General features: G+C 57.6%; 17 protein-coding genes. 9 read left to right on the top strand and 8 right to left on the bottom strand.

The window, feature by feature from the left end; all coding sequences use genetic code 11:
- Window positions 1–103: 103 nt before the first annotated feature.
- The 3 genes from C7H08_RS17495 to C7H08_RS17505 form a co-directional block, all read right to left on the bottom strand.
- Window positions 104–922 (bottom strand): metal-dependent hydrolase, encoded by an 819-nt coding sequence (locus C7H08_RS17495; RefSeq protein ID WP_106673491.1) that lies wholly within the window; start codon window positions 920–922, stop codon window positions 104–106.
- Window positions 923–1165: 243 nt separating this feature from the next.
- Window positions 1166–2542, bottom strand: a complete 1377-nt coding sequence (locus C7H08_RS17500) for a solute carrier family 23 protein (protein ID WP_106673492.1) — start codon at window positions 2540–2542, stop codon at window positions 1166–1168.
- Between the two features lie 94 nt (window positions 2543–2636).
- A complete protein-coding gene (locus tag C7H08_RS17505) occupies window positions 2637–4265 on the bottom strand; it encodes an acyl-CoA synthetase (protein WP_106673493.1) in 1629 nt (542 codons plus the stop codon).
- A gap of 156 nt (window positions 4266–4421) precedes the next feature.
- On the opposite strand from C7H08_RS17505, the gene C7H08_RS17510 reads away from it, so the two are divergent.
- The 6 genes from C7H08_RS17510 (at window position 4422) to C7H08_RS17535 (ending at window position 10713) form a co-directional block, all read left to right on the top strand.
- Window positions 4422–5930, top strand: coding sequence for a sensor histidine kinase (locus C7H08_RS17510; RefSeq protein ID WP_106673494.1), 1509 nt, complete (start codon window positions 4422–4424; stop codon window positions 5928–5930).
- Window positions 5920–6576, top strand: a complete 657-nt coding sequence (locus tag C7H08_RS17515) for a response regulator transcription factor (protein WP_106673495.1) — start codon at window positions 5920–5922, stop codon at window positions 6574–6576. Before C7H08_RS17510 ends, C7H08_RS17515 begins: the two co-directional genes overlap by 11 nt.
- Complete coding sequence (locus tag C7H08_RS17520; protein WP_106673496.1) at window positions 6573–7382, top strand: PhzF family phenazine biosynthesis protein; 810 nt, start codon at window positions 6573–6575, stop codon at window positions 7380–7382. The genes C7H08_RS17515 and C7H08_RS17520 overlap by 4 nt, the downstream gene beginning before the upstream one ends.
- 44 nt (window positions 7383–7426) lie before the next feature.
- Window positions 7427–8617: a BaiN/RdsA family NAD(P)/FAD-dependent oxidoreductase gene (locus tag C7H08_RS17525; RefSeq protein ID WP_106673497.1), complete on the top strand. Its 1191-nt coding sequence runs from the start codon at window positions 7427–7429 to the stop codon at window positions 8615–8617.
- A gap of 535 nt (window positions 8618–9152) precedes the next feature.
- Window positions 9153–10139, top strand: a complete 987-nt coding sequence (locus C7H08_RS17530) for a fatty acid desaturase (protein ID WP_106673498.1) — start codon at window positions 9153–9155, stop codon at window positions 10137–10139.
- A gap of 43 nt (window positions 10140–10182) precedes the next feature.
- Window positions 10183–10713, top strand: coding sequence for a DUF2141 domain-containing protein (locus tag C7H08_RS17535; protein WP_106673499.1), 531 nt, complete (start codon window positions 10183–10185; stop codon window positions 10711–10713).
- Between the two features lie 133 nt (window positions 10714–10846).
- Here the strand turns inward: C7H08_RS17535 and C7H08_RS17540 are convergent, their stop codons facing one another.
- Both C7H08_RS17540 and C7H08_RS17545 read right to left on the bottom strand, forming a co-directional pair.
- Window positions 10847–12406, bottom strand: coding sequence for a phospholipase D family protein (locus C7H08_RS17540; RefSeq protein WP_106673500.1), 1560 nt, complete (start codon window positions 12404–12406; stop codon window positions 10847–10849).
- Window positions 12407–12423: 17 nt separating this feature from the next.
- The gene (locus tag C7H08_RS17545; protein WP_106673501.1) at window positions 12424–13281 is read right to left on the bottom strand and encodes a universal stress protein; all 858 of its coding nucleotides are present in this window, start codon (window positions 13279–13281) and stop codon (window positions 12424–12426) included.
- 161 nt (window positions 13282–13442) lie between these two features.
- On the opposite strand from C7H08_RS17545, the gene C7H08_RS17550 reads away from it, so the two are divergent.
- Window positions 13443–14723 carry an MgtC/SapB family protein gene (locus tag C7H08_RS17550; protein ID WP_106673502.1) on the top strand — a complete coding sequence of 427 codons (1281 nt, stop codon included), beginning with the start codon at window positions 13443–13445 and terminating at the stop codon, window positions 14721–14723.
- Window positions 14724–14727: 4 nt separating this feature from the next.
- On the opposite strand, the gene alkB is transcribed toward C7H08_RS17550, so the two are convergent.
- Window positions 14728–15378: a DNA oxidative demethylase AlkB gene (alkB, locus tag C7H08_RS17555; protein WP_106673503.1), complete on the bottom strand. Its 651-nt coding sequence runs from the start codon at window positions 15376–15378 to the stop codon at window positions 14728–14730.
- Between the two features lie 128 nt (window positions 15379–15506).
- Between alkB and djlA the strand changes: the two genes are divergently transcribed.
- Window positions 15507–16289, top strand: a complete 783-nt coding sequence (gene djlA / locus C7H08_RS17560; RefSeq protein WP_106673504.1) for a co-chaperone DjlA — start codon at window positions 15507–15509, stop codon at window positions 16287–16289.
- Between the two features lie 6 nt (window positions 16290–16295).
- On the opposite strand, the gene C7H08_RS17565 is transcribed toward djlA, so the two are convergent.
- Window positions 16296–16904, bottom strand: a complete 609-nt coding sequence (locus C7H08_RS17565) for a methyltransferase family protein (protein ID WP_106673505.1) — start codon at window positions 16902–16904, stop codon at window positions 16296–16298.
- Window positions 16905–17088: 184 nt separating this feature from the next.
- Here C7H08_RS17565 and C7H08_RS17570 point away from each other — a divergent pair, with 184 nt between their 5' ends.
- The gene (locus C7H08_RS17570) at window positions 17089–18555 is read left to right on the top strand and encodes an amidase (RefSeq protein ID WP_106673506.1); all 1467 of its coding nucleotides are present in this window, start codon (window positions 17089–17091) and stop codon (window positions 18553–18555) included.
- Here the strand turns inward: C7H08_RS17570 and C7H08_RS17575 are convergent.
- On the bottom strand, window positions 18525–20393 hold the full coding sequence (locus C7H08_RS17575) for a sensor domain-containing diguanylate cyclase (protein WP_227663327.1): 1869 nt from the start codon (window positions 20391–20393) through the stop codon (window positions 18525–18527). The two genes, C7H08_RS17570 and C7H08_RS17575, sit on opposite strands and share 31 nt — an antisense overlap.
- Between the last annotated feature and the right edge of the window lie 173 nt (window positions 20394–20566).

Here is a 20566-nt window from a genome sequence, read left to right on the forward strand (position 1 = left end):
GTGCGGGCCGCGCCTCAGGCGGGCGAGCCCTTTCTTGTCATGTTTTTTAATGCGCTACAGTTTTGCACAAGCTGGTGAAAATTTCAGCACCCGGATGCAACACTCACACTTCAAGCTCTTTCAGATTCTGTTGCACGAGCGTCCGGTTGTCTTGTTGCCACGGGTGAAAACCCTTGCGCATATAGGCGAAGAACTCCGGCAAGCATTTACGCAACACGCCAGGCCGCCCCCACAGAAAGTTCAGCCCCCCGAGCCAGGTTTTCACGCTCCAGAGTTTGCCATCGGTTTTCAGCAGGCTACAGGTGTTCAGGAAGGTGTACTTGAAGAAGTTCCAGGTCACGAACAGAAAGACAATCCGGCGTAAACGCTCATTACCCACACAGGCCTGGTAAACGTCAAACGCCACCGATTTGTGCTCGGTTTCTTCGATCGCGTGCCAGCGCCACAATCGCTGCATGGTGGGTGTAGCACCCTCCATCCAGTCCGGATGGCTCAGAATCGCGTTCGCCAACACCGCCGTGTAGTGCTCGGCACCACAGGTACCCGCCAGCTGCCGGTCCGGCGGCATCCGGCCAACCCAGTCCATGTGCTTGCGGAATCGTGTGTCCAGGGCGTCGATATCGTAACCCCGCGCTTTCAGGGCGTCGTTGTAGTCCTTGTGCTCCCGGCTATGCAGCGCCTCTTGACCAATAAAACCACGAATCTCCTCGGTCAGCTTCGGATCGTCTATCTGATCCCGGTACAGCCGGACCGCATTGATAAATTGCTGTTCGCCATCTGGAAACTGCAGGGACAGAGCGTTGAAGAACGCGGTGCGGAAGGCGTCGTTTCCATGCCACAGGGTTTTCAATTCACCCTTAAGATCAAAGCGCAGATTTCTCGGTTTGACGGCGATGCCGTCCGGTGTGGAACTGATGGTCATTGGACCCCCTGTTGTCGGCTTGTTGTTTGTTTTTGGAAAACTCGACATTGGATAATTATTCACCAGTACCCCGAGTGTAACTCCCGATTCAAGCCGGCGGAAAGAGGTTTCTGATTAAATATCGACACGCTGTCATAAAATGACAAACTGTCAGCACCAGGCTTTCGGCCACAAAAAAGGGAGGCATAAAGCCTCCCAAGGACACACAGTGGGTTGACGCCGCCGAATCCAGCGGCGTCAGGTTCAGTGTTCTTTCTTCTCTTTCGCACCCGGTGCTTCGGGATCCGGGGTGAATCCGAGCATATGAGTGCGCTCAATCAGGAAGTACAGGACGGCACCGGTCGCCAGGCCCCAGCCCGCGCCATAGACGGCCAGTGCGACCCCCATGGTGCCGGCAATGCCGCGCTCGGTGTTGTTTTCCAGTTGCTCAAAGCCAACCATCAGGCAGATGTAACCCGTCAGCAGCAGAGTCAGCGACAGCGCGATCGGCAACACCGGCTGGAAGAAGCTCACCAGTGGCAGCATGAACAGGGCGATAAAGCCAGTGATCCAGAAAGTGCCACCCCCGCTGTAGATGGAATCCATGGCGTTGCGGCCGTACTTGTAACGCTCGGCCATAGTCGCGGTTACCGCGGTCCAGATCGGACCGGCGAGACCCGGGTATGGCGCGAAGAAGGCATGGCCACCGTTACGGATGGCCGTTACCAGGTGGGCACGGTCGATGCTGTTGTCGATGTCTTCGTCTTTACGCAGGTGATCAACACGGCTCATCAGCGATTGCCCGACCACGATGTCACCAAAGGCGATGACGTAGGCAATAACCGCGGTCGGAATGGCGTACAGGAAGATGTTCAAGTCCGGGAAGCCGACCGTGAACGGCAGGTAGTTCCAGAGCTGGTCAAAAGCCGGCTTGGTGATGCCCCATTCAACAGTCGGCACATCGTATTCACCAACAGCAAAACCCACGAGGATGGCCACAACCATACCCGGCACCATGCCGTAGTTGGCGATTTTACGCGCCAACACATTGGTGTCGACAAAGCCTTTGAACGACACCGAGAACATCAGGTACAAGCAGACCAGACCGCCAACAATCAGGGAGATCGGCGTGTTGGCAAGCCGGCCACCGGCCTCGATCTCACCCATGAGCGCCGCGATACCAGCACCGATGATAATGCCACCTTTCATCGAACGGGGGATCAGCTCCACCAGCTTACTGCCCAGCCGGGTAACGCCCAGGAACAGGAAGATGATAAACACCAAAAACTGCAGGGCAAACAGTGCCTGAATCGCTTCAGGACCGGGTTCGTAATCGGACAGGAACAGCAGTACTACCGGAATGCCCGGGGTAATCCAGCCCGGCACCAGGGGCACGCCCAGCAACGCCGGTAGCATAAAGCCAATGCCACAGATGACCACGTAGGCCAGGGCGACGTCATAAGGCACGCCAAGATAGGTTTCCAGGAGCGGAATCATTGCCAGGCTGACCACGAACATGATCAGCGCCTGCACCATCTCCGCGAATTCCCAGCGATAGTGGATAAATGGCAGACGGACTTTAAACGGACCTGCCGGCCAGAACGGCTGTTCTTCACCGTTCTTTCTGTGAAACATTTGCATGATATTACCTCCGGGCGCACCGGTCGGGTGCGCCAGTCAATGTTGTTTTTGTGACGAGGTTCGGTGGCACCGCGCGGCGCCACCGTTCAAAAGATCAATTCAGTTCTTTGGCCTGATCCCGCAACACGAACTTCTGGATTTTGCCGGTCGATGTTTTTGGCAGTTCCGAGAAGACGACGGTTTTGGGCACTTTGAACCGGGCCAGATGCTCGCGGCAGAATTCGATAATGTCTTCTTCAGACACATCGCCGGCCTCGGGCTTCAGGGTGACAAAGGCGCAGGGTGTTTCGCCCCACTTTTCGTCGGGTCGCGCCACAACGGCGGCTTCCATCACCGCCGGGTGGCGGTAGAGGGTGTCTTCAACTTCGATGGTGGAAATGTTCTCACCACCAGAGATGATGATGTCTTTCAGGCGATCCTTGATTTCCATATAACCGTCTTCGTGCCATACCGCCAGATCGCCGGTGTGGAACCAGCCGCCACGGAAGGCTTCTTCCGTGGCCGACGGATTCTTCAGGTAGCCCTTCATCACGGTGTTACCTCGCAGGAAGATCTCGCCGATGGTCTTACCATCTTTCGGGACCGGTTGCATGTTGCTGGAGTCAGCCACCATGGTGCCGCCCAAAGTGTGGTAACGAACACCCTGGCGCGCCTTGATCTGGGCGCGTTCGCGCAAGGGCAGCTCATCCCATTCAGACTTCCAGGCACACACGGTCACCGGGCCGTATACTTCGGTCAAACCGTACACGTGCGTTACTTTGATACCCAGCTCTTCGATGGCACCAATCACCTGGGCCGGAGGTGCCGCACCGGCGGTCATCGATTTCACTTCGTGATCAATGCCCGCTTTGGCTTCCGGAGAGGCGTTGAGCAGCGCATTCAGCACGATGGGTGCGCCACACATATGGGTCACCTGATGGTCGCGGATCAACTGCAGAATTCTCTCCGGATCCACCCGGCGCAGACACACGTGGGTGCCGGCCATGGCCGTGATGGTCCAGGGGAAACACCAGCCGTTGCAGTGGAACATCGGCAGCGTCCACAGGTACACCGGGTGCATGCCCATCGACCAGACGGCCTGGTTGCCGAGCGCATTGATGTACGCGCCGCGGTGGTGATACACCACACCCTTCGGGTTGCCGGTGGTGCCGGAGGTATAGTTCAGGGAGATAGCATCCCACTCGTTAGCGGGAAAGCTCCACTGGAATTGCGGATCACCTTCCTGCAGGAACGCTTCATAGTCCAGATCGCTGACCTGAACGCCCTCTCCGTATTCCGGGTCGTCGACATCAATCACCAGCGGCTTGTGCTCGAGATGACGAATCGCGTCTTTGACCACCTGACCGAATTCCCGGTCGGCAATCACCACCTTGGCCTCACCGTGCTCCAGCATGAAGGCGATGGCCTCGGCATCCAGGCGTACGTTCAGGGTGTTCAGCACCGCGCCAACCATGGGCACACCGAAATGGCACTCGACCATGGCGGGAATGTTCGGCAGCATGACGGCTACCGTATCGCCATTGCCAATTCCTCGGCCCTTGAGGGCGGAGGCCAGGCGGCGACAACGGCTATAGGTGTCGGCCCAGTTGCGGCGGATGGCACCGTGAATGATCGCGGGATAATCCGGATACACACTGGCCGTGCGCTCGATAAAATCAATGGGGGACTGAACAGCGTAATTGGCGTCCCGGGGCGCAAGGCCCTGGTCAAAGATCGAAGTCATTGGCGTGGTCCTCTAACTCGGATGTTGTTCTTATGGCTTATGGCGTATTCAGAAGAATAGCCAAAGCAGCTATACTTCAAACTGCCGGAAATGGTAGATCACAGCAACAATACTAGAAACTCTACCATGGTATTATAGGATATTTACTATAACTCTATGAGCCCATCTAAAAACCCGATCGCTTTCAGCCCACTACTGGCCAAAGACCCGCACCCCACCCTGATCGTGAACGACAGGGCCGACGTGCTAACCACGAATGCCTCAGCGGATGCCTTATTAAACAAAGCACAGCTGAGCACCGCTGGCCAGTTACTGCCGGTAAACGCCGGAGCACTGGTCGCATCGGCACTCGAACAGGGGCGTGCCATCGAGAACGTCGAATCCCGGTTTACCGGCACTATCTGCCTGTGGTGCTTCATTCCGGACCCACACAGCCAGCAGGTGCTGATACGCGGGCGTGACGCCACACAGGACATACTTGCCCAGGAAGAAGCCGTCCGCTCCAGCCGCCTGTACCGGTTGATAACCGAGAACACCACCGACCTGATTTCCCGTCACGCGCCGGATGGCCGCTTCATTGACGCCACGCCAGCGTCCTGGCGACTGCTGGGTTACTGGCCGGAAGAATTGCGGGGGCAGGCACTCGAAATGGTGTTTCAGGGCGAACATGTTGCAGAACAGCTGGCCCTGACCCGGCACCGGCTGCGGGAAGACGGCTACGCCACCATGACCCTGGAGATCCTGCACCGGAATGGCAGCCGGCGCTGGTTCGAGATTGCCAGCCGGGCCATTCGCGAGACCTACACCGGCGCCGTAGTGGAGGTCATCAGCGTGTCCCGCGACATTACCGCCCGGGTGGCATCAGAGGAGCAGACCCGCCTGCTCGCGGACGAACTGGCCCACACCGCCCGCCTGGCTACCCTGGGCGAGCTGGCCTCCAGTATTGCCCATGAGATGAATCAGCCGCTGGCCTCGATCGTGAACTTTGCCTCGGCCAGCCAGCGCTTCCTGAAAGAAGCCGACCAGCAGCCGGACAAGCTCATCAAAGTTGACGATGGCTTGCAGAAAATCGTGCACCACGCCAATCGGGCGTCAGAAGTGATCAAACGGCTGCGGGCCTTTCTGCGCAAGGGTGAGAAGCGCATGGGGCCAGTCGCGCTGAACGCCGTGATCACCGACGTTGTGCGCCTCTGCCAGTGGGAGGCCGACAAGAACGGCGTGCGGCTGTATGAAAATCTGGCGGCGGACTCGCCCGTCATTACCGCCGACCCGGTCTTGCTGGAACAGGTACTGATCAATCTGATTCGTAACGGCATCGAAGCCAACGTCGAGGCCAACCCGGACCCGGGCAGCGCCGGAACCTCACGCATTGTGGTGAGCACCTGCGTGAACGACCAGCAGGAAACCCTCATTCAAGTTTCCGATGAAGGTAACGGGCTAAGTGACGAAGGCATCCGCCAGATGTTCCAGCCGTTCTACACCAGCAAACCCAAAGGCCTGGGGTTGGGCTTATCCATGAGTCGCTCGATCATCGAAGGTTTCGGTGGCTTCCTTGATGCCACCCGAAGAGAAACCGGCGGGCTTGCGTTGATCTGCCGGTTCCCAGCCAACAATCTGCGCTGCATTCAGAAAAATCACTCAGGAGTACCCCCCGATGCCCGGTAACCCCCAGTCACCCGCCAACACCGTGTATGTGGTCGACGACGATGCCGGCATGCTGGAATCGACCCAGTGGTTGCTGGAATCCGTAGGGCTTGAAGTCAACGCCTACAGTGATGGCCGGCAGTTTCTGGATGCGGTGGCAGGTTGTCGCCCCGGCTGCGTAGTGCTGGACATCCGCATGCCCGGGCTGGGCGGGCTGAATGTGCAGGAGGAACTGCAGAAGCGGGATCTGAATGTACCCATTATCTTTATTTCCGGCCACGCTGACGTCCCTATCGTGGTGCGGGCGTTCAAGTCTGGCGCCTTCGATTTCATCGAGAAACCATTCAACGAACAGCTGCTTCTGGACAGCGTACAGCAAGCGCTGCAGGGGACCTCAGCGGCTCAGCAGAATAGCCCCGTCAGCGACGATACCGAAGCCCTGATCAGCACCCTGACCCGGCGCGAGCGCGACGTCTTCCTGCCTCTGGCCCAGGGTTACACCAGCCGGGAAATTGCCGAGCAGCTGGACGTCAGCGTCAAGACCATCGACCTGTACCGCGCCCGGGTGATGAAGCGGCTGGGTGCGGAGCGACTGCCGGATGTGACCGGCATTGCCATTGCCGCCGGTCTGCTGGACCCGGTGCAATTAAGGAATAAGGACCAATGATAAACACACCGATCTACCAGATAGACGCCTTTAGCAACGAACTGTTCGGTGGCAACCCGGCCGCCGTCATGCCGCTGCCAGGCTGGCTGCCGGACGCCTTGTTGCAATCCATTGCCGGGGAAAACAACCTGTCGGAAACGGCCTTTCTGGTGGCAACACCAGAACTTGATGACGCAGACTTCCGCATTCGCTGGTTCACGCCCACTGCCGAGGTGCCGCTGTGTGGCCATGCCACGCTGGCATCGGCCTGGGTAGTGTTTAACAAGCTGGACTGGCCCCACAGCATCGTTCGCTTTCAGTCAGAGTCCGGGCCACTGGCGGTGGCGCAAAAACCGGACGGCTGGCTGGAGCTGGACTTTCCGAACCTGGCCTTCGAGCGCTGCCCCACGCCGGCGCTGATTACCGAAGCGCTGCTAGGCGCGCCGGATGACGCCTTTTTCGTTCCCAACGACACCAACTACATGGTGGTTCTCAAGTCTGAGGCGGAGGTCCGATCCGCCGCCCCGGATATCCGCAAGCTGGCACAACTGGGCAACCAGGGCCTGATTGTCACCGCTGAGGGTGAACACTGTGATTTCGTCAGTCGATACTTTGCACCGGGCGTCGGTATTGACGAAGACCCGGTAACCGGCTCGATCCACAGCGTATTGACGCCCTACTGGGCCAAGCGGCTGGGCAAAACCACGCTGCAGGCGCGGCAGCTCTCGGCTCGCGGTGGTGAACTGCGCTGTGAGCTGAACGGCGAACGCGTGGCCATCGCCGGACAGGCCGCCTTCTTCATGGAAGGTTCCGTGCAGCTGCCCTGAGGCTGATATACTGCCCGCCGGTTTTTAGCAGCAGCGAGCAGGCAATGACAGCATCCACATCACACTATGACGTCATCATCATCGGCGCCGGCGCGGCGGGGCTGATGTGTGCGGCGACCGCCGGTTACCGTGGCCGAAAGGTGCTGGTGCTGGATCATGCCAACAAACCCGGCAAGAAAATCCTGATGTCCGGCGGTGGCCGCTGCAACTTCACCAACCTGAACAGCACGCCGGCGAATTTTCTGTCGGATAACCCCCATTACTGCATTTCTGCCCTCAAACGCTATACGCCTCAGGATTTCGTGGAACTGGTGGACCGCCACGGTGTGGAATACGAAGAGAAAGCCCCGGGCCAACTGTTCTGTAAAGACAGCGCGAAGGACATTCTTAAGGTACTGCTGACCGAATGCGAATGGGCCGGTGCGGAAATCCGGATGAACACGTCGGTCTCCGGTATTCGACAAGTGGCGGCAGGCTTTACCCTGAAAGCCAGTGCCGGCACGCTCAGCTGCGAATCCCTGGTAGTTGCCAGCGGCGGATTGTCGATTCCCACCATGGGCGCCACCGGGTTTGGTTATGAGGTGGCAACGCAGTTTGGCTTGACCGTACTGCCTACCCGTGCCGGACTGGTGCCCTTCACCCTGCACCCGGAGCTGAAACAGCAACTGGCGCCATTATCCGGGCTCAGCTGCCCGGTGGATGCCCACTGCCACCAGCAGCATTTCCGGGAGCCCATGCTGGTGACCCACCGTGGCCTGAGCGGCCCGGCCATGCTGCAGGTGTCTAGCTACTGGCAACCGGGCGATCAGGTGCACATCAACCTGCTGCCGGCGCAGCAGATTCAGCACGACCTGTTAACGCTGCGCAGTGAAAAACCGCAATCCACGGTGGCGCATTACCTGAACCAGAATCTGCCCAAGCGTTTCGCGCAAACTTTCAATGAACTGCAGGGGTGGAGCGGGCCGTTGCAGGCATACTGCAATGCGGAGATTGAACACATTGCCCGGAGGCTGGGCGACTGGACCATCCAACCGGCGGGTACGGAGGGGTACCGGACCGCCGAAGTCACACTCGGCGGCGTCGACACCCGCCAGCTGTCGTCCAAAACCATGGCCGCGCTGGATCAGCCCAACCTGTACTTTATTGGCGAAGTCGTGGACGTGACCGGGCACCTGGGCGGGCATAATTTTCAGTGGGCCTGGGCCTCCGGGGTGGCGGCCGGGAACGTCGCCTGAGGTTCGCCAGGAATAATGTACATTGGGACAATCGCCATTAGTTTGAGACAACCTCACCCAATCTGAATTGGTTTTTGGACAGCAAAGATCATTCGTCTTCGCAGCGTAGCTCCGACACCCGCGCTGCTGGCCGGCCAGTCTGTTTGTTTGTTTGTTGAGATATGAAAAGCCCTGAAGGTTGAAGACGCACCTTCTCACGTGATCTGGCTACATCCTCCTGAGAAAGTTAACTATTCGGTGATCGATTCCAACTTTCTGAATTTCTGACGAAAGTCGGAGAAACTCCCGTCTTCGATTGTGGACGCACGCTGCGCACTTTAGCGAATCCGGACTGGACAACCCTTACCAATCTTTTCTTATGCTTTAATTTTTGCTTCCATGCGCCGTTGTCTGACGGGTTCAGAGGGCATAACATGGCTAATGAGTAGTCAAAATTGAATTCCAGGGATCAACAGCATTTTGATCCGCGTGTGCTTGATCTGAGCGCAAAGGATCTCAAGCGCCCGAGAACCAAAAAAAATCGAATGGAGTCGATATGCAAGCCAATTCCTCGTGGCCGGATGCGCGTCCGGCACTGCACCCCTACCGCACCTCCAGTCGTGGCAAGGCAACCTGGCAGCTCATCAATACGCTGGTCCCTTACGCTGGCCTGTGGTATTTGATGGTCTTTTCTATCCGGCACGAATTTTCCTATTTATGGACACTGGCGCTCTCTGTGGTGGCGGCCGCATTTCTGGTCCGCCTTTTCATTTTGTTCCACGATTGCGTCCATGGTTCGTTCCTGCCATCCAAGCGCGCCAACACTTGGATAGGGCGCCTTTTGGGAATCCTCGTCTTTACGTCATTCGACGACTGGCGCCTGAGCCACCTTCGCCACCATGTCAGCTACGCCAATCTGGACACCCGAGGCTTTGGCGACATCTGGACGCTCACCCTGCGTGAATACAACCAGTCGCCAAGGCTTAAGCGTTTGCTTTACAGGCTATACCGTAATCCTGTGGTGCTCCTGGGCTTCGGCGCCATTTTCAATTTCTTGCTAAGCAACCGTCTACCGAGTCGGAAAGTGCAGCACAAAGAGCGTAAGAGCGTATTGTTCACGGATCTTGCTATCGTTGGTGTATTCCTGATCGCCGCCCAAACGATCGGCTGGCAGACTTATTTATTGATTCAGCTGCCTGTACTGTGGCTGGCGGGTATGGGCGGCATCTGGCTGTTTTACGTCCAGCATCAGTTCGAAGGTGGTTACTGGGCCCGAAAAGGTGACTGGGATCCGCTGCGGGCCGCGATGGAGGGCAGCTCTTTCTACCAATTGCCGACTATTTTGCGCTGGTTTTCGGCGAACATCGGGTATCACCATATCCACCATCTCAATGCCCGAATTCCCAATTATCGTCTGCCCGATTGTTACGACGAGGTTTCCGCTATGCGCGCCAAAGAGCCTTTGACCTTGCGACAGAGCCTGCACACCTTTCGGCTCAAACTCTGGGACGAAAGCCAGCAAAAGATGGTCGCCTTCCCCTAGCGAAAGTGGGGGTACCTACAGCCTAGCCAGGGAGATCAGGGTTATGAGGGCACTACTGAGTAAGTCCAATAACCAGAAATCAGCATTGACCTCCACCGCCATGCTTACCGTGATTCGTTACTCCATGGGGCTTAGGCATGTAGCACTGGGCTTTGTGTTGGCGTTTACAAATCTTCCCGCCGTCGTCTTCGCCCAATCATCATGCCCTGGAATCCATGTGGAAATTCCGAACATTAAAAACAGCACCGGGACCATAGCTTGCGCGCTTTTCGAATCGCCAGCGGGTTTCCCTAATGAGTTTTTGAACTCCGCGACCAATATAATAATGATTAAAATTCGAGATGCGCAGGCGCGTTGTAGCTTCCTGGATGTCCCTCCAGGAACCTATGCATTGGCCGTCATCCATGATGAAAATAGGGATGGCAAGCTCAACACCAACTTTCTAGGGGTCCCCACGGAAGGCTATGGCTTTTCAAGTGGCGCAGAGGCTGCGATGAGTGCGCCTTCATTCGAGGCCGCCAGCTTTTCATACGATGGGCAAAATCTGGATCTGACTATTAGATTGAATTATTGAGGGCCTCTATCGCATAACTCAAGATGGAATTACCGGACAGTTACACATGACTTTTGGCACTGCCGCTAGTTTGAGACCGGAGTCGTCCGAAGCAGCAGTTATACGAGTACGAAGGCGACCATCGCCTGAGGTTCTACAGGTATTTCTCGATAGGCAACCAGGACAACATCCGTGAGGCTGCCCGGCGCCAGAAGCCGACTTCCGGTTCCCGGTGCCACTCCTGGTTCTGTGACGTCCAGACCATCCTGCCGTCCGCACCCACCGTCACCTGCCAGCTGTTCTCCGGTTTCAGGGCATCGTCAATATCCTCGGCCACTGTTCGGGCCAGCTCGGGGCTGCGAATGATCAGCACCGTCTCCCCGTTCAGGTAGATCGACCGCAGATTGACGTTAAAGGAGCCAATGAACAGGGTTTCCCGATCGAACACCACCGCCTTGGAATGCAGGCTGACCATACCCTGATCACAGGCCTGCCGGTTAGTGACCCAGCGTTTGCAGGCGGGTGCATCCGGGCGCAGCTCATGCAGAGTGATGCCCTGCTCCAGCATGCTGCGCCGCCAGCGTGCGTAGCCGGAATGGTTTGGCACGAGATCGTTGGTGGCCAGGGAATTGGTCAGGGCAGTAACCCTCAGGCTCTGATTGTTCAGATTATCCAACCCTTCCAGCTGAGCCTCGGCCAGGATCAGATAGGCCGATTCAATCAGAATTTCCGAGCGGGCGGCTTCGGTCAGTCGGAAAAGCGCATTCGCGGTGGCTCTTGGCGTATTCGCCGGCGCGTCGGGATTTTCCGGTGGAGGGTCAAACACCAGCTCGCCTTCCGCCTGAATCATGGCGGCAAACCAGGTTTCGAGCAGTTGCTCGGCACCGGCTCTGCCCCGCGGCAGCGCTGTCTTGAATGCCAATGGCCCGGTGGTCGCCCGGCTCAGCGAGGACAGGTGGTACACAGCCTGTTCAGAGTCCGGAAGCTTATAAAGCTGACTCAGCGGATAAGCCCAGCGATTGTTCCAGTAGGCCTCAAAGTTCCTGGTCATGTCCGCAGCCAGCGGGCCCAGCACCATCACGTCACGGTCACGGAAGTTCAGCTGCGGATCTTCATCAAAATACTCGTCACCAATGTTACGGCCACCAGCAATACCAACCTGGTCGTCCACCACAAAGGTTTTGTTGTGCATGCGCCGATTGATGCGATCGAAATCCGTAATGAACGAAAGCCAGCGCCCGGCACCATTGCGGGATGACGATGGATTGAAAATACGGATCGCGATATTGGGGTGGGCTTCGAGCATGGCAAACAGCGATTCTTTGCCCGCTACATTGATGTCGTCCAGCAGCAGGCGAACCTGAACACCGCGATCGGCCGCAGTGACCAGGCGTCCCGCCAGATAGCGGCCACTGTCGTCGTCGTTCCAGATGTAATACTGGGCATCGATTCGATGGCTGGCGGCTTCGATCAGGGCGGCGCGAACCGTGAAGGCATCGCGGCCCGTGTCGAGTAACTGGAAAGCGGATAAAGGTGAGTCGGGATCAAGTTGCATCCGGCGCTGATCCATAACGAAGGATTCCGTGTCAGAAGATAGCGCCAGAACCGGGCCGTGGTCGACCGGCGGCAAACCACGGGCACACCCGGCAAGAAGCCCCAGCATGAACAGGATGCCCAAACGGGCAATAAGTGCGGAAGGCTGCGAACCAGACATACTCTCGGGCTTCCTGGCTACCGAATCACCACCAGCGGTTTTTTGGCGGTTTTTAACATGGTGGTTGTGGTGCTGCCCACCAGGAACTGACGAATACGGGAATGGCCATAAGCACCCATCACCAGGATATCAATATCATGCTCGTCCTGATAAGCGTGCAGCGTGGGCTCTACGTCGCCGGCACGGATCGCGAGTGTGATCTCAACACCCAGCTCCGACAACATCTGCTCTGCCTTTTTCAGCTGCTCCCATCGATCTGCGGTGTCGGCACCGATCATCACCAGGTGCAGTGGCATGCCCTTCAACACCGGGCTCTGAGCCATCAGCTCCACGCCTCGGAAGGCGGTGGCACTGCCATCGAAGGCCAACATGGCGCTTTTCGGCTGGACGAACTGCTCAGGCACCAGCAAAACTGAACGCTGAACACTGCGCAGGACCGTCTCGAGCTGACTGCCAACATGCACGTCCCGGTCGGAACTGCTCTCGCCATGCAGGCCAAGCACAAACAGGCGGGACTCTTTCTCAAGCGCCACCAGTGACTCGGTCAGATTGTCGTGGCGCTGACGCTTGACGACCTCGGCAACGCCCGCCGCTTTGACTCTGGCTTCAGCCTCATCCAGCAGGTGATGACCATGCTCGAGCGCCAGCTTGGCGCGCTTCCGGTCCAGTTCCGCCAGCTCATCCAGCAAATGTTCCCGGCTACCCAGGCCAATGCTGCCTGCCAGATCGAGCTCTGGTTCCGCCGGATACCGCTCCTCGTCCAGAACGTGCATCAGCATCAGGGGTGTGTCCATGTGCCGGCTGGCCCATGCTGCGTAATCGCATACCGCTGGTGCGGCCTGGGAACCGTCAATACAGGCTACTATTCGTAACATCGTTGCCTCGCCTCGTTAGTCATTGTGATTGTTAGTGTGACGTGCATTGCCAGTATTATCTTTGGCATAGGTCATATCAATGACTTCTCAGGGTGATTCTGCCCTCCAATGTTGCATAGAATGCATGGATTAACCAAACCACTGGCCGGAGAGCCGCCCCGATGGATGATGTAGCAAACCAGTTTCTGAATGCCAATCAGACCACGATCAATCTGGCTATTGCCCTGTTGCTTGGTGCCATTATTGGTCTTGAGCGGGGCTGGGGCGCCCGGGAGCAGAAATCCGGCGAGCGCATTGCCGGCATTCGCACATTCGCGTTGATCGGCCTGCTAGGCGGTATCTCGGCCGTGCTGGCGGCTGAAATTACCGCCTGGGCCTTTCCTGTGTTGCTGCTCAGCGTGGTAGCCATGGGCCTGGTTGCTTACAGTGAGCGCCTGGAACACATCCGTAATTTCAGTATCACCGGCATGGTCGGCATGCTGCTGACCTTTTGTTTTGGTGCAGTGGCGGTGGCGGTGGACCCGGTGATCGCGACCGCCGCCGCTGTGGTCACCGCCATCATCCTTGATAATAAAGAAGAGATTCATGGCTGGGTGTTGGAGCTGCAGGCCCACGAGCTGGACGCAGCGCTGAAACTGTTGTTGATCTCTGTGGTGATGCTACCGCTGCTGCCGAACGAGCCCATGGGCCCCGGCGGCGTGCTCAACCCCCGGGAAATCTGGTGGATGGTGGTCATGATCGCCTCCATCTCGTTTGTGGGTTATTTTGCGATTCGGGTTGCCGGCGCCCGCAAGGGCATTCTTTTTACCAGCCTGTTCGCCGGCCTCAGTTCGTCAACCGCTCTGACGCTGCATTTTTCCCGGCAATCCGCCAAGAATCCGGATTTTCATCCGCAGTTTGCCGCCGGCATCCTCATTGCCTGTGGCACCATGTTCCCCCGCATTCTGGTGTATTGCCTGGTGATCAATGCGGCACTGTTGCCCAGCCTGATCTGGCCGGTAGTGGTGATGACCCTTCTGTTGTACGGTCCCGCGCTGTATATCTGGACCAGACATTCGCAACAACTCCACATCAGCCAGCCCAGCCTGACCCAAAACCCTCTGGACCTGTCGTCGGCGCTGGTGTTCGGCCTGTTGCTTATGATCATTCTTCTATTGGGCGAATTCCTCAAGAACGCCTTTGGCGATGCCGGCATCTACGCCCTTGCGGCCACCTCCGGCATTGCCGATGTTGACGCCATCACCCTCTCGCTGACCCGAATGTCAAACGATGGCTTGGGGATGGATGCCGCTGTACTGGGCATTGTTATCGCAGCCGCCATGAACAATATGGTGAAGTCGGGCATTGCCTGGGTTGTTGGCAACCGCCAGACCGGCATAATGGTGGGTGGGCCGATGGTTTTATCGCTTGGCGCCGGTCTGCTGGTCGCCTGGTTGCAATGAGGCGCTAACCGGCTTTGCGAAAGGTAAGGTTATAGCGGAAGCCGCCGGTCAGCGGGTGCTGACCGGCTTTCAGGGTCAACACCCCGTGATAGTGCAATCTGGCCGAACCACCCCAGACCACCACATCCCCATGTTCCAACACAATTCGTTGCGGCCGGTCACTGCGCTTTGGTCCGCCAAACTGAAACACGATGGGCAGTCCCAATGACACAGACACTATGGGCCAGGACAGATCTTTTTCGTCTTTGTCCTGGTGCAAGCCCATCTTAGCCCCGGGTTGGTAGCGATTCACCAGACAGGCATCCGGCACAAAATTCGGAAAGCCCGCTGCAGCAGCTGCTTGCCGTGCCAGCTCCGCAAAAATCTCAGGCATGACCGGCCAGGGCCGACCAGTTTCAGGATCACAACCCTGGTAACGGTAGCCCCTGGCATCGGTCACCCAACCCAGAGCTCCGGCACAGGTCATGGCCGCCGACATTGAATGGCCTCCGGGCGTCACCATGTGACGGAGCGGCGCCTGTGCGGCGACGGCCGCCACGGTGGTCATCAAAGCCGGCGCGGTGTCCCGGGCAAACCGTCGCAAAACCACCAAGTCTTCGCCCAGTCGTTCCTGCATGCAGTCAGCGGGGCCGGAGTCAAACAGATCAAGAGTCATAAGCAGAATATTGTAATGCCTGGTCAGAGTTTCAAGAGTTTGGAACCGATGAATGAAAGCCAGTTCATGAAGCGAGGACCAAAAACACGTATATTCTACAGACTGATTTACTTTCTAAGGACTTCTGAATGCTGTTTGCAATGATTTTCGGTGGCCTGATCGGCTACGCCATCGGCCGTTTTCCGGGACTTCTCGTCGGTGCAGCGCTTGGCGCTTTCCTGTTTCAGCGGGCGAAAAGCCGGCTGATTGGCAAGATTCAGGGTCTTCAGACCAATTTTATCGAATCCGTCTTCGCTGTCATGGGTGCGTTATGCAAAGCCGACGGCGTAGTCACCCGCGATGAAATCGAGCTTGCCGAAACCGTGTTTGTCCGGTTCCGGCTCAATGAAGATCAGAAAACCATAGCCCGGGAAGCATTCAACCGGGGTAAATCTCCGGATTTTGATCTGGATGCCGAGCTGAATCAGTTCCTGCGCAGTTCTGGCCGCCAGCCTGCTCTGTTGCAGATGTTCCTGCAGGTTCAGGTGTCGGCAGTAGCCGCCGACGGCGAGGTGCACCCGGCCGAGCACGATATGCTGGTGCGTGTTGCTCGCGGCCTGGGCCTGCCCGAAAGTCAGGTCGATCAGCTTGAAGCTATGCTGCGAGGAGCCCATGCCGGGCGCGCCGGTGGCAACCAGAACTATTCTTCTGGCCAGCAGATTGACGATGCTTACAAAGTGCTCGGGGTTTCGCCGTCCGCGTCGGATGCCGACATTAAACGCACCTACCGCAAGCTGATGAGCGAAAACCACCCGGATAAAATGGCCGGGCGTGGCATGCCGGAGAGCATGCGAGAGATGGCCGAGGAGCGCACCGGGGAAATCAGCCACGCCTACGATGTCATCAAGGAAGCCCGCAAGCAGGCATCCTGATGCCCCTCAAAACCAGCGCGGCACTCTTGCCCGGTAGGCCTCATAGGTGTTACCAAAATGCAGTGCCAGGGCTTGCTCTTCTACCCTGGCCTGCCGGGTAATTACCAACACGCCCGCAATCAGGCAAACCAGCGAGAACACGCTCGGTAGCGCCAGGAAAAACCCGAACTGTCCCACCATAATGGCCAGAAACACAGGATTTCTGGTGCGGGCATAGGGCCCTTCCGTCAAAAGCTTCGTGCGCTTTGCTTGCGGATCAACCCCGGAGCGCCAATCTTCGTGCATGTAAGCCTGCAGGTAATTGACTGCGGTGAACGACCCCAGCAGCAAGGCAACCCCCACCAGCAATACCGGCCACTGATACAGCCAGGGCAAAACTCCTAGCCAGGCATTCAGATCAATGCCGATGCGGGCCAGACAGATCAGCAAGATAGCGGCCCGGAACAGGTTAAAGGTGTGCCGGTGCCACCAGCTCGCCTGTCCTCGCTTTCCATAGTGAATGTGAGTAAAACCCATGCGCGCATACAGCCCCAGCGACCTCGCCGTGAACTGCAGGCCAATCATCAAAAAAAATACGCCGAGAAAGATTCGGACAGCGGGTTCGATCAGATCCATTTATACATTCTGGGTCAGCAAGTTGGCTGATCAGCTTACTGGCTGATCATGGGGATTAATAGTGACGGGAATCAAGCCAGGCCCAAAGGTTTGTTTCCGGCCTGTGACGGGATACCTGAAATGACATGTCGTCGGGTTTGAAGGTGAGCTATGGTTTGAGCCATCGAATCCTCTGGAGTAAACCATGAACGACAACCGCCCCACGCCCTTTCATTGTTTTAGGGATGACGCACTTGGCCACGACGACGCGACCAGCCTGGCTGCGCGCATACGGTCCGGTGAGGTGTCCACTCTGGAAGTCACCCGGGCCGCGATAGCCCGGGCCCAGATCGCCCAGCCCATACTGAACGGCGTGGTAGCGGAAGACTATGAGCGATGCCTGAGCGCGGCCGCCAGGCCCGGACAGGCAGACGCCCCCTTCGCCGGGGTGCCCACCTTTATCAAAGACAATACCGATGTGCAGAACCTGCCCACCGGCCATGGTTCTGCCGCAGTCCCGGCTTCACCTGCCGACAAGACCAGCCCGTTTGCCCAACAGTTGCTGGCCCAGGGCTTCCTCTGCCTCGGCAAGAGCACGCTGCCGGAGTTCGGCTTCAACGCGACCACAGAGCCTGCCCACGGCCAGCCAACCCGAAATCCCTGGAACCCGCTGTTTTCATCGGGCGCCTCATCCGGTGGCTCGGCGGCGATGGTAGCGGCCGGCGTTGTACCCTTAGCTCACGCCAACGACGGCGGTGGCTCCATCCGGATACCAGCCGCCTGTTGCGGCCTGATCGGCCTGAAGCCGACCCGGGGCCGGGTGGTTGATAACGACGCCGCCAAAACCCTGCCCATCAACATCGTCAGCGATGGTGTGGTGACACGATCTGTGCGCGATACCGCAGGATTTATGGCCGCGGCAGAAGAGTACTTTCGAAACCCCAGACTGCCAGCCATCGGTCAGGTTTTCGGGCCCTCTGGCAAGCAGCTGCGCATTGGCCTGGTGCTGGATTCCATTAATGGCCACAAAACCGATCCGGTGACCCGGAGCACAGTCGAGGATACCGCCCGGTACCTGGAAAAGCTCGGCCACATCATTGAACCCATCGAGGTTCCCGTCGCCCGCTCCTTCCCGGAGGATTTCACACTTTATTGGGCCATGCTGGCGTTCGGCGTGAAAGTCCGGGGCCGAAAGCTGGTACACCCGGGGTTTGATAAACGCAAAGTCGACGGGCTGACCAACGGACTGGACCGGATGTTCCGGCGCAAATGCCTGAACCTGCCCGCAGCGCTCTGGCGCCTGAAGCGTTCCTGGCATGACTACGCCCGGCACATGGCGACGTTCGACGCGGTACTCACGCCGGTGTTGGGCCACACCACCCCTAAGCTGGGCCACTTCAGCCCGACCGTGCCTTTTGACACGCTGTTTGAGCGGCTGACCCACTACGTATGTTTCACGCCACTGGCGAACGCCACCGGGGCCCCGGCCATCTCGGTCCCGATGAGCCTGACCCGCGATGGCCTGCCGGTGTCCATACAGTTGATGGCCCGGCATGGCGATGAGCGCACCCTGCTTGAGATTGCTTACGCACTGGAGGCCGATCATCCCTCGCCGTTGATCTCCCGGTTATCCATGCACGATTACACCGCAGGCGCGGCGCTGATGGCCTGACCTTTGGCCTGGTTTGTAACCACCCGGTTACGGCCCTGGCCTTTGGCTTCATAGAGCGCTTCGTCAGCACAGGCGAAAATCTCTTTGGTGGCATCGGCCCGGGCCGGCAAGACACTACAAATACCGATGCTGATGGTCAGGTGTAACATCTCGCCTGACACCCGGAACGCCGTTTTCTCGATTTCCGCGCGAATGCGCTCGGCAACCTTTGCCGCCCCTTCGACTGGGGTATCCGGCAACAACACCACAAACTCCTCACCCCCGTAGCGAGCGGCCAGATCCTGCGGCCGGGTAACATGTCTCTGGATGCAACTCGCCACCATTTTCAGGCAGTCATCGCCCACCAGGTGGCCGTAGGTATCGTTGAAGCTCTTGAAGTGGTCAATATCAAGAACCAGAAGCGAAATCACCTCTTCAAAACGAAAGGCCTGCACCACACCAGACTGGAATGCTTTGTCAAAGTGGCCACGATTCTTAAGCCCGGTTAACGGGTCTTTGGCATTGAGCTCCAGCAACTGCTCGTTCAACGACTCCAGATCCCGGGTTCGCTCCTGAACCCGCTGTTCCAGCATAGTGTTGGCCTCCTGCTGAACCCGCAGGGATTTTTCCTGAGCCAGTCGCGCCTTGCGCTCTTCCCGGAACATGTTCTGTTGCGCGGCAAAGGCACGCTTCTTTTCTCGGTTCAGGCGATCGGCGAGGGCCAGCGACAGCAGGATAACCCCAAGTGCGGAGCCCACCTGGGTGGCGTTCTCGGTCAGCAGATTGCGTGGCAGAAAAGTGAACTTGTTCAAGGCCAGCACAATACCGCCAGACAGCATGAACACCCAGGCAACGGTGTAGTATCGGGCAGCCGGATCCCTTTTCACCAAGCGCACGACACTCAGTGCCAGCATGGTTGTACAACCCACCGCCGCCATCAGGATGGTGGGCAGAATCATGTGCCTGTAAGGCACGATTAAACCGGCCGCTGCGGACAAACCAGCAATCATCACCAGGGCCACCGTCCAGCGATTCAACCAGGGATGGTTCTCCGGCGTAACGCCGATAAACCGGATGCTGAACGCGCCGCCGAACAGTATCACCAGGTTGAGAAAGACAATGATCGACTGATCATTCCACCAGGTGCCTTCCGGCCACAGGTACTGGAAACCAACGCCATGCAGACTGGCCAGAAATAACGGCATAGCAGTGATGTAGCCAACGTAGTAAAGAAAGCTACGTTCGCCCACCGCCAGAAAGACGAACAGATTGTAGAGAACCATCACCAACACCAAACCATAGTAGATGCCCTCGAGCATGCTGCGAGCCTGGCCTGAAGCATGGAAAGCATCCTGATTCCAAAGCGTCAGCGGCACCTGCATGGAACTGGTGGTGTCCACTCTCAGATAGACCGTGACGGTCTCACCCTCCGGTAAGAGCAGCGGCACAACAAAATTGCGATGATGAATAGGACGCTCATAAAAGGGTTGCTTGTCGCCCAGAATGAGCGCTCCCGAAGACCCTGGCAGGTAAACTTCGATGTAATCCAACACAGGATACCCGATTTCCATGAAGCTCATGGTTTCAGCTCCGGAGACATTACTCACCTGAAACCGGAACCAGTACACGTCAGTGCCATAGCCAAAATTGGCGCTTTCGTTGCCGGAGGCCGTCCACGCCTCGTCAGGCAGTGCCTGCACATCCTGAAGCGCGCGGCGGGTGTCTTCCTGCCAATAGTCCACAAATCGGGCCAGCTCCATACGCTTGGAGTGTTGCTCCCAGGTAGCCGGTTCAGCCAGCAGAGAGGACGACAGCGAAAGACAAATGAAAAGCAGGATTATTGAATTGAACTTGGGCACAGCGGGCCTCGAGCGAAAAGCGCTTTTTTTTTAGTATTCAATCTGGGTTATAAGTATGCATCAAACATCCGGGTGTCGCCCTCGATCGGTACCAATCAACGCAAAATGACAAGAAAAGATACATAAGGTGCATTAATCAATCAGAAAGCACCAAAAGACTCGATCAGAATTGG

The sequence above is a fragment of the Marinobacter halophilus genome (assembly GCF_003007685.1).
GTDB lineage: Bacteria > Pseudomonadota > Gammaproteobacteria > Pseudomonadales > Oleiphilaceae > Marinobacter > Marinobacter halophilus.

Bases quoted from the DNA above. Each gene is read 5' to 3' on its own strand.
- C7H08_RS17550 (WP_106673502.1), top strand. From the start codon at position 13,443: ATGGATGATGTAGCAAACCAGTTTCTGAATGCCAATCAGACCACGATC.
- C7H08_RS17500 (WP_106673492.1), bottom strand. From the start codon at position 2,542: ATGCAAATGTTTCACAGAAAGAACGGTGAAGAACAGCCGTTCTGGCCG.
- C7H08_RS17515 (WP_106673495.1), top strand. From the start codon at position 5,920: ATGCCCGGTAACCCCCAGTCACCCGCCAACACCGTGTATGTGGTCGAC.
- C7H08_RS17525 (WP_106673497.1), top strand. From the start codon at position 7,427: ATGACAGCATCCACATCACACTATGACGTCATCATCATCGGCGCCGGC.
- C7H08_RS17535 (WP_106673499.1), top strand. From the start codon at position 10,183: ATGAGGGCACTACTGAGTAAGTCCAATAACCAGAAATCAGCATTGACC.
- C7H08_RS17530 (WP_106673498.1), top strand. From the start codon at position 9,153: ATGCAAGCCAATTCCTCGTGGCCGGATGCGCGTCCGGCACTGCACCCC.
- C7H08_RS17505 (WP_106673493.1), bottom strand. From the start codon at position 4,265: ATGACTTCGATCTTTGACCAGGGCCTTGCGCCCCGGGACGCCAATTAC.
- C7H08_RS17540 (WP_106673500.1), bottom strand. From the start codon at position 12,406: ATGTCTGGTTCGCAGCCTTCCGCACTTATTGCCCGTTTGGGCATCCTG.
- C7H08_RS17520 (WP_106673496.1), top strand. From the start codon at position 6,573: ATGATAAACACACCGATCTACCAGATAGACGCCTTTAGCAACGAACTG.
- C7H08_RS17565 (WP_106673505.1), bottom strand. From the start codon at position 16,904: ATGGATCTGATCGAACCCGCTGTCCGAATCTTTCTCGGCGTATTTTTT.
- C7H08_RS17570 (WP_106673506.1), top strand. From the start codon at position 17,089: ATGAACGACAACCGCCCCACGCCCTTTCATTGTTTTAGGGATGACGCA.
- alkB (WP_106673503.1), bottom strand. From the start codon at position 15,378: ATGACTCTTGATCTGTTTGACTCCGGCCCCGCTGACTGCATGCAGGAA.
- djlA (WP_106673504.1), top strand. From the start codon at position 15,507: ATGCTGTTTGCAATGATTTTCGGTGGCCTGATCGGCTACGCCATCGGC.
- C7H08_RS17510 (WP_106673494.1), top strand. From the start codon at position 4,422: ATGAGCCCATCTAAAAACCCGATCGCTTTCAGCCCACTACTGGCCAAA.
- C7H08_RS17545 (WP_106673501.1), bottom strand. From the start codon at position 13,281: ATGTTACGAATAGTAGCCTGTATTGACGGTTCCCAGGCCGCACCAGCG.
- C7H08_RS17495 (WP_106673491.1), bottom strand. From the start codon at position 922: ATGACCATCAGTTCCACACCGGACGGCATCGCCGTCAAACCGAGAAAT.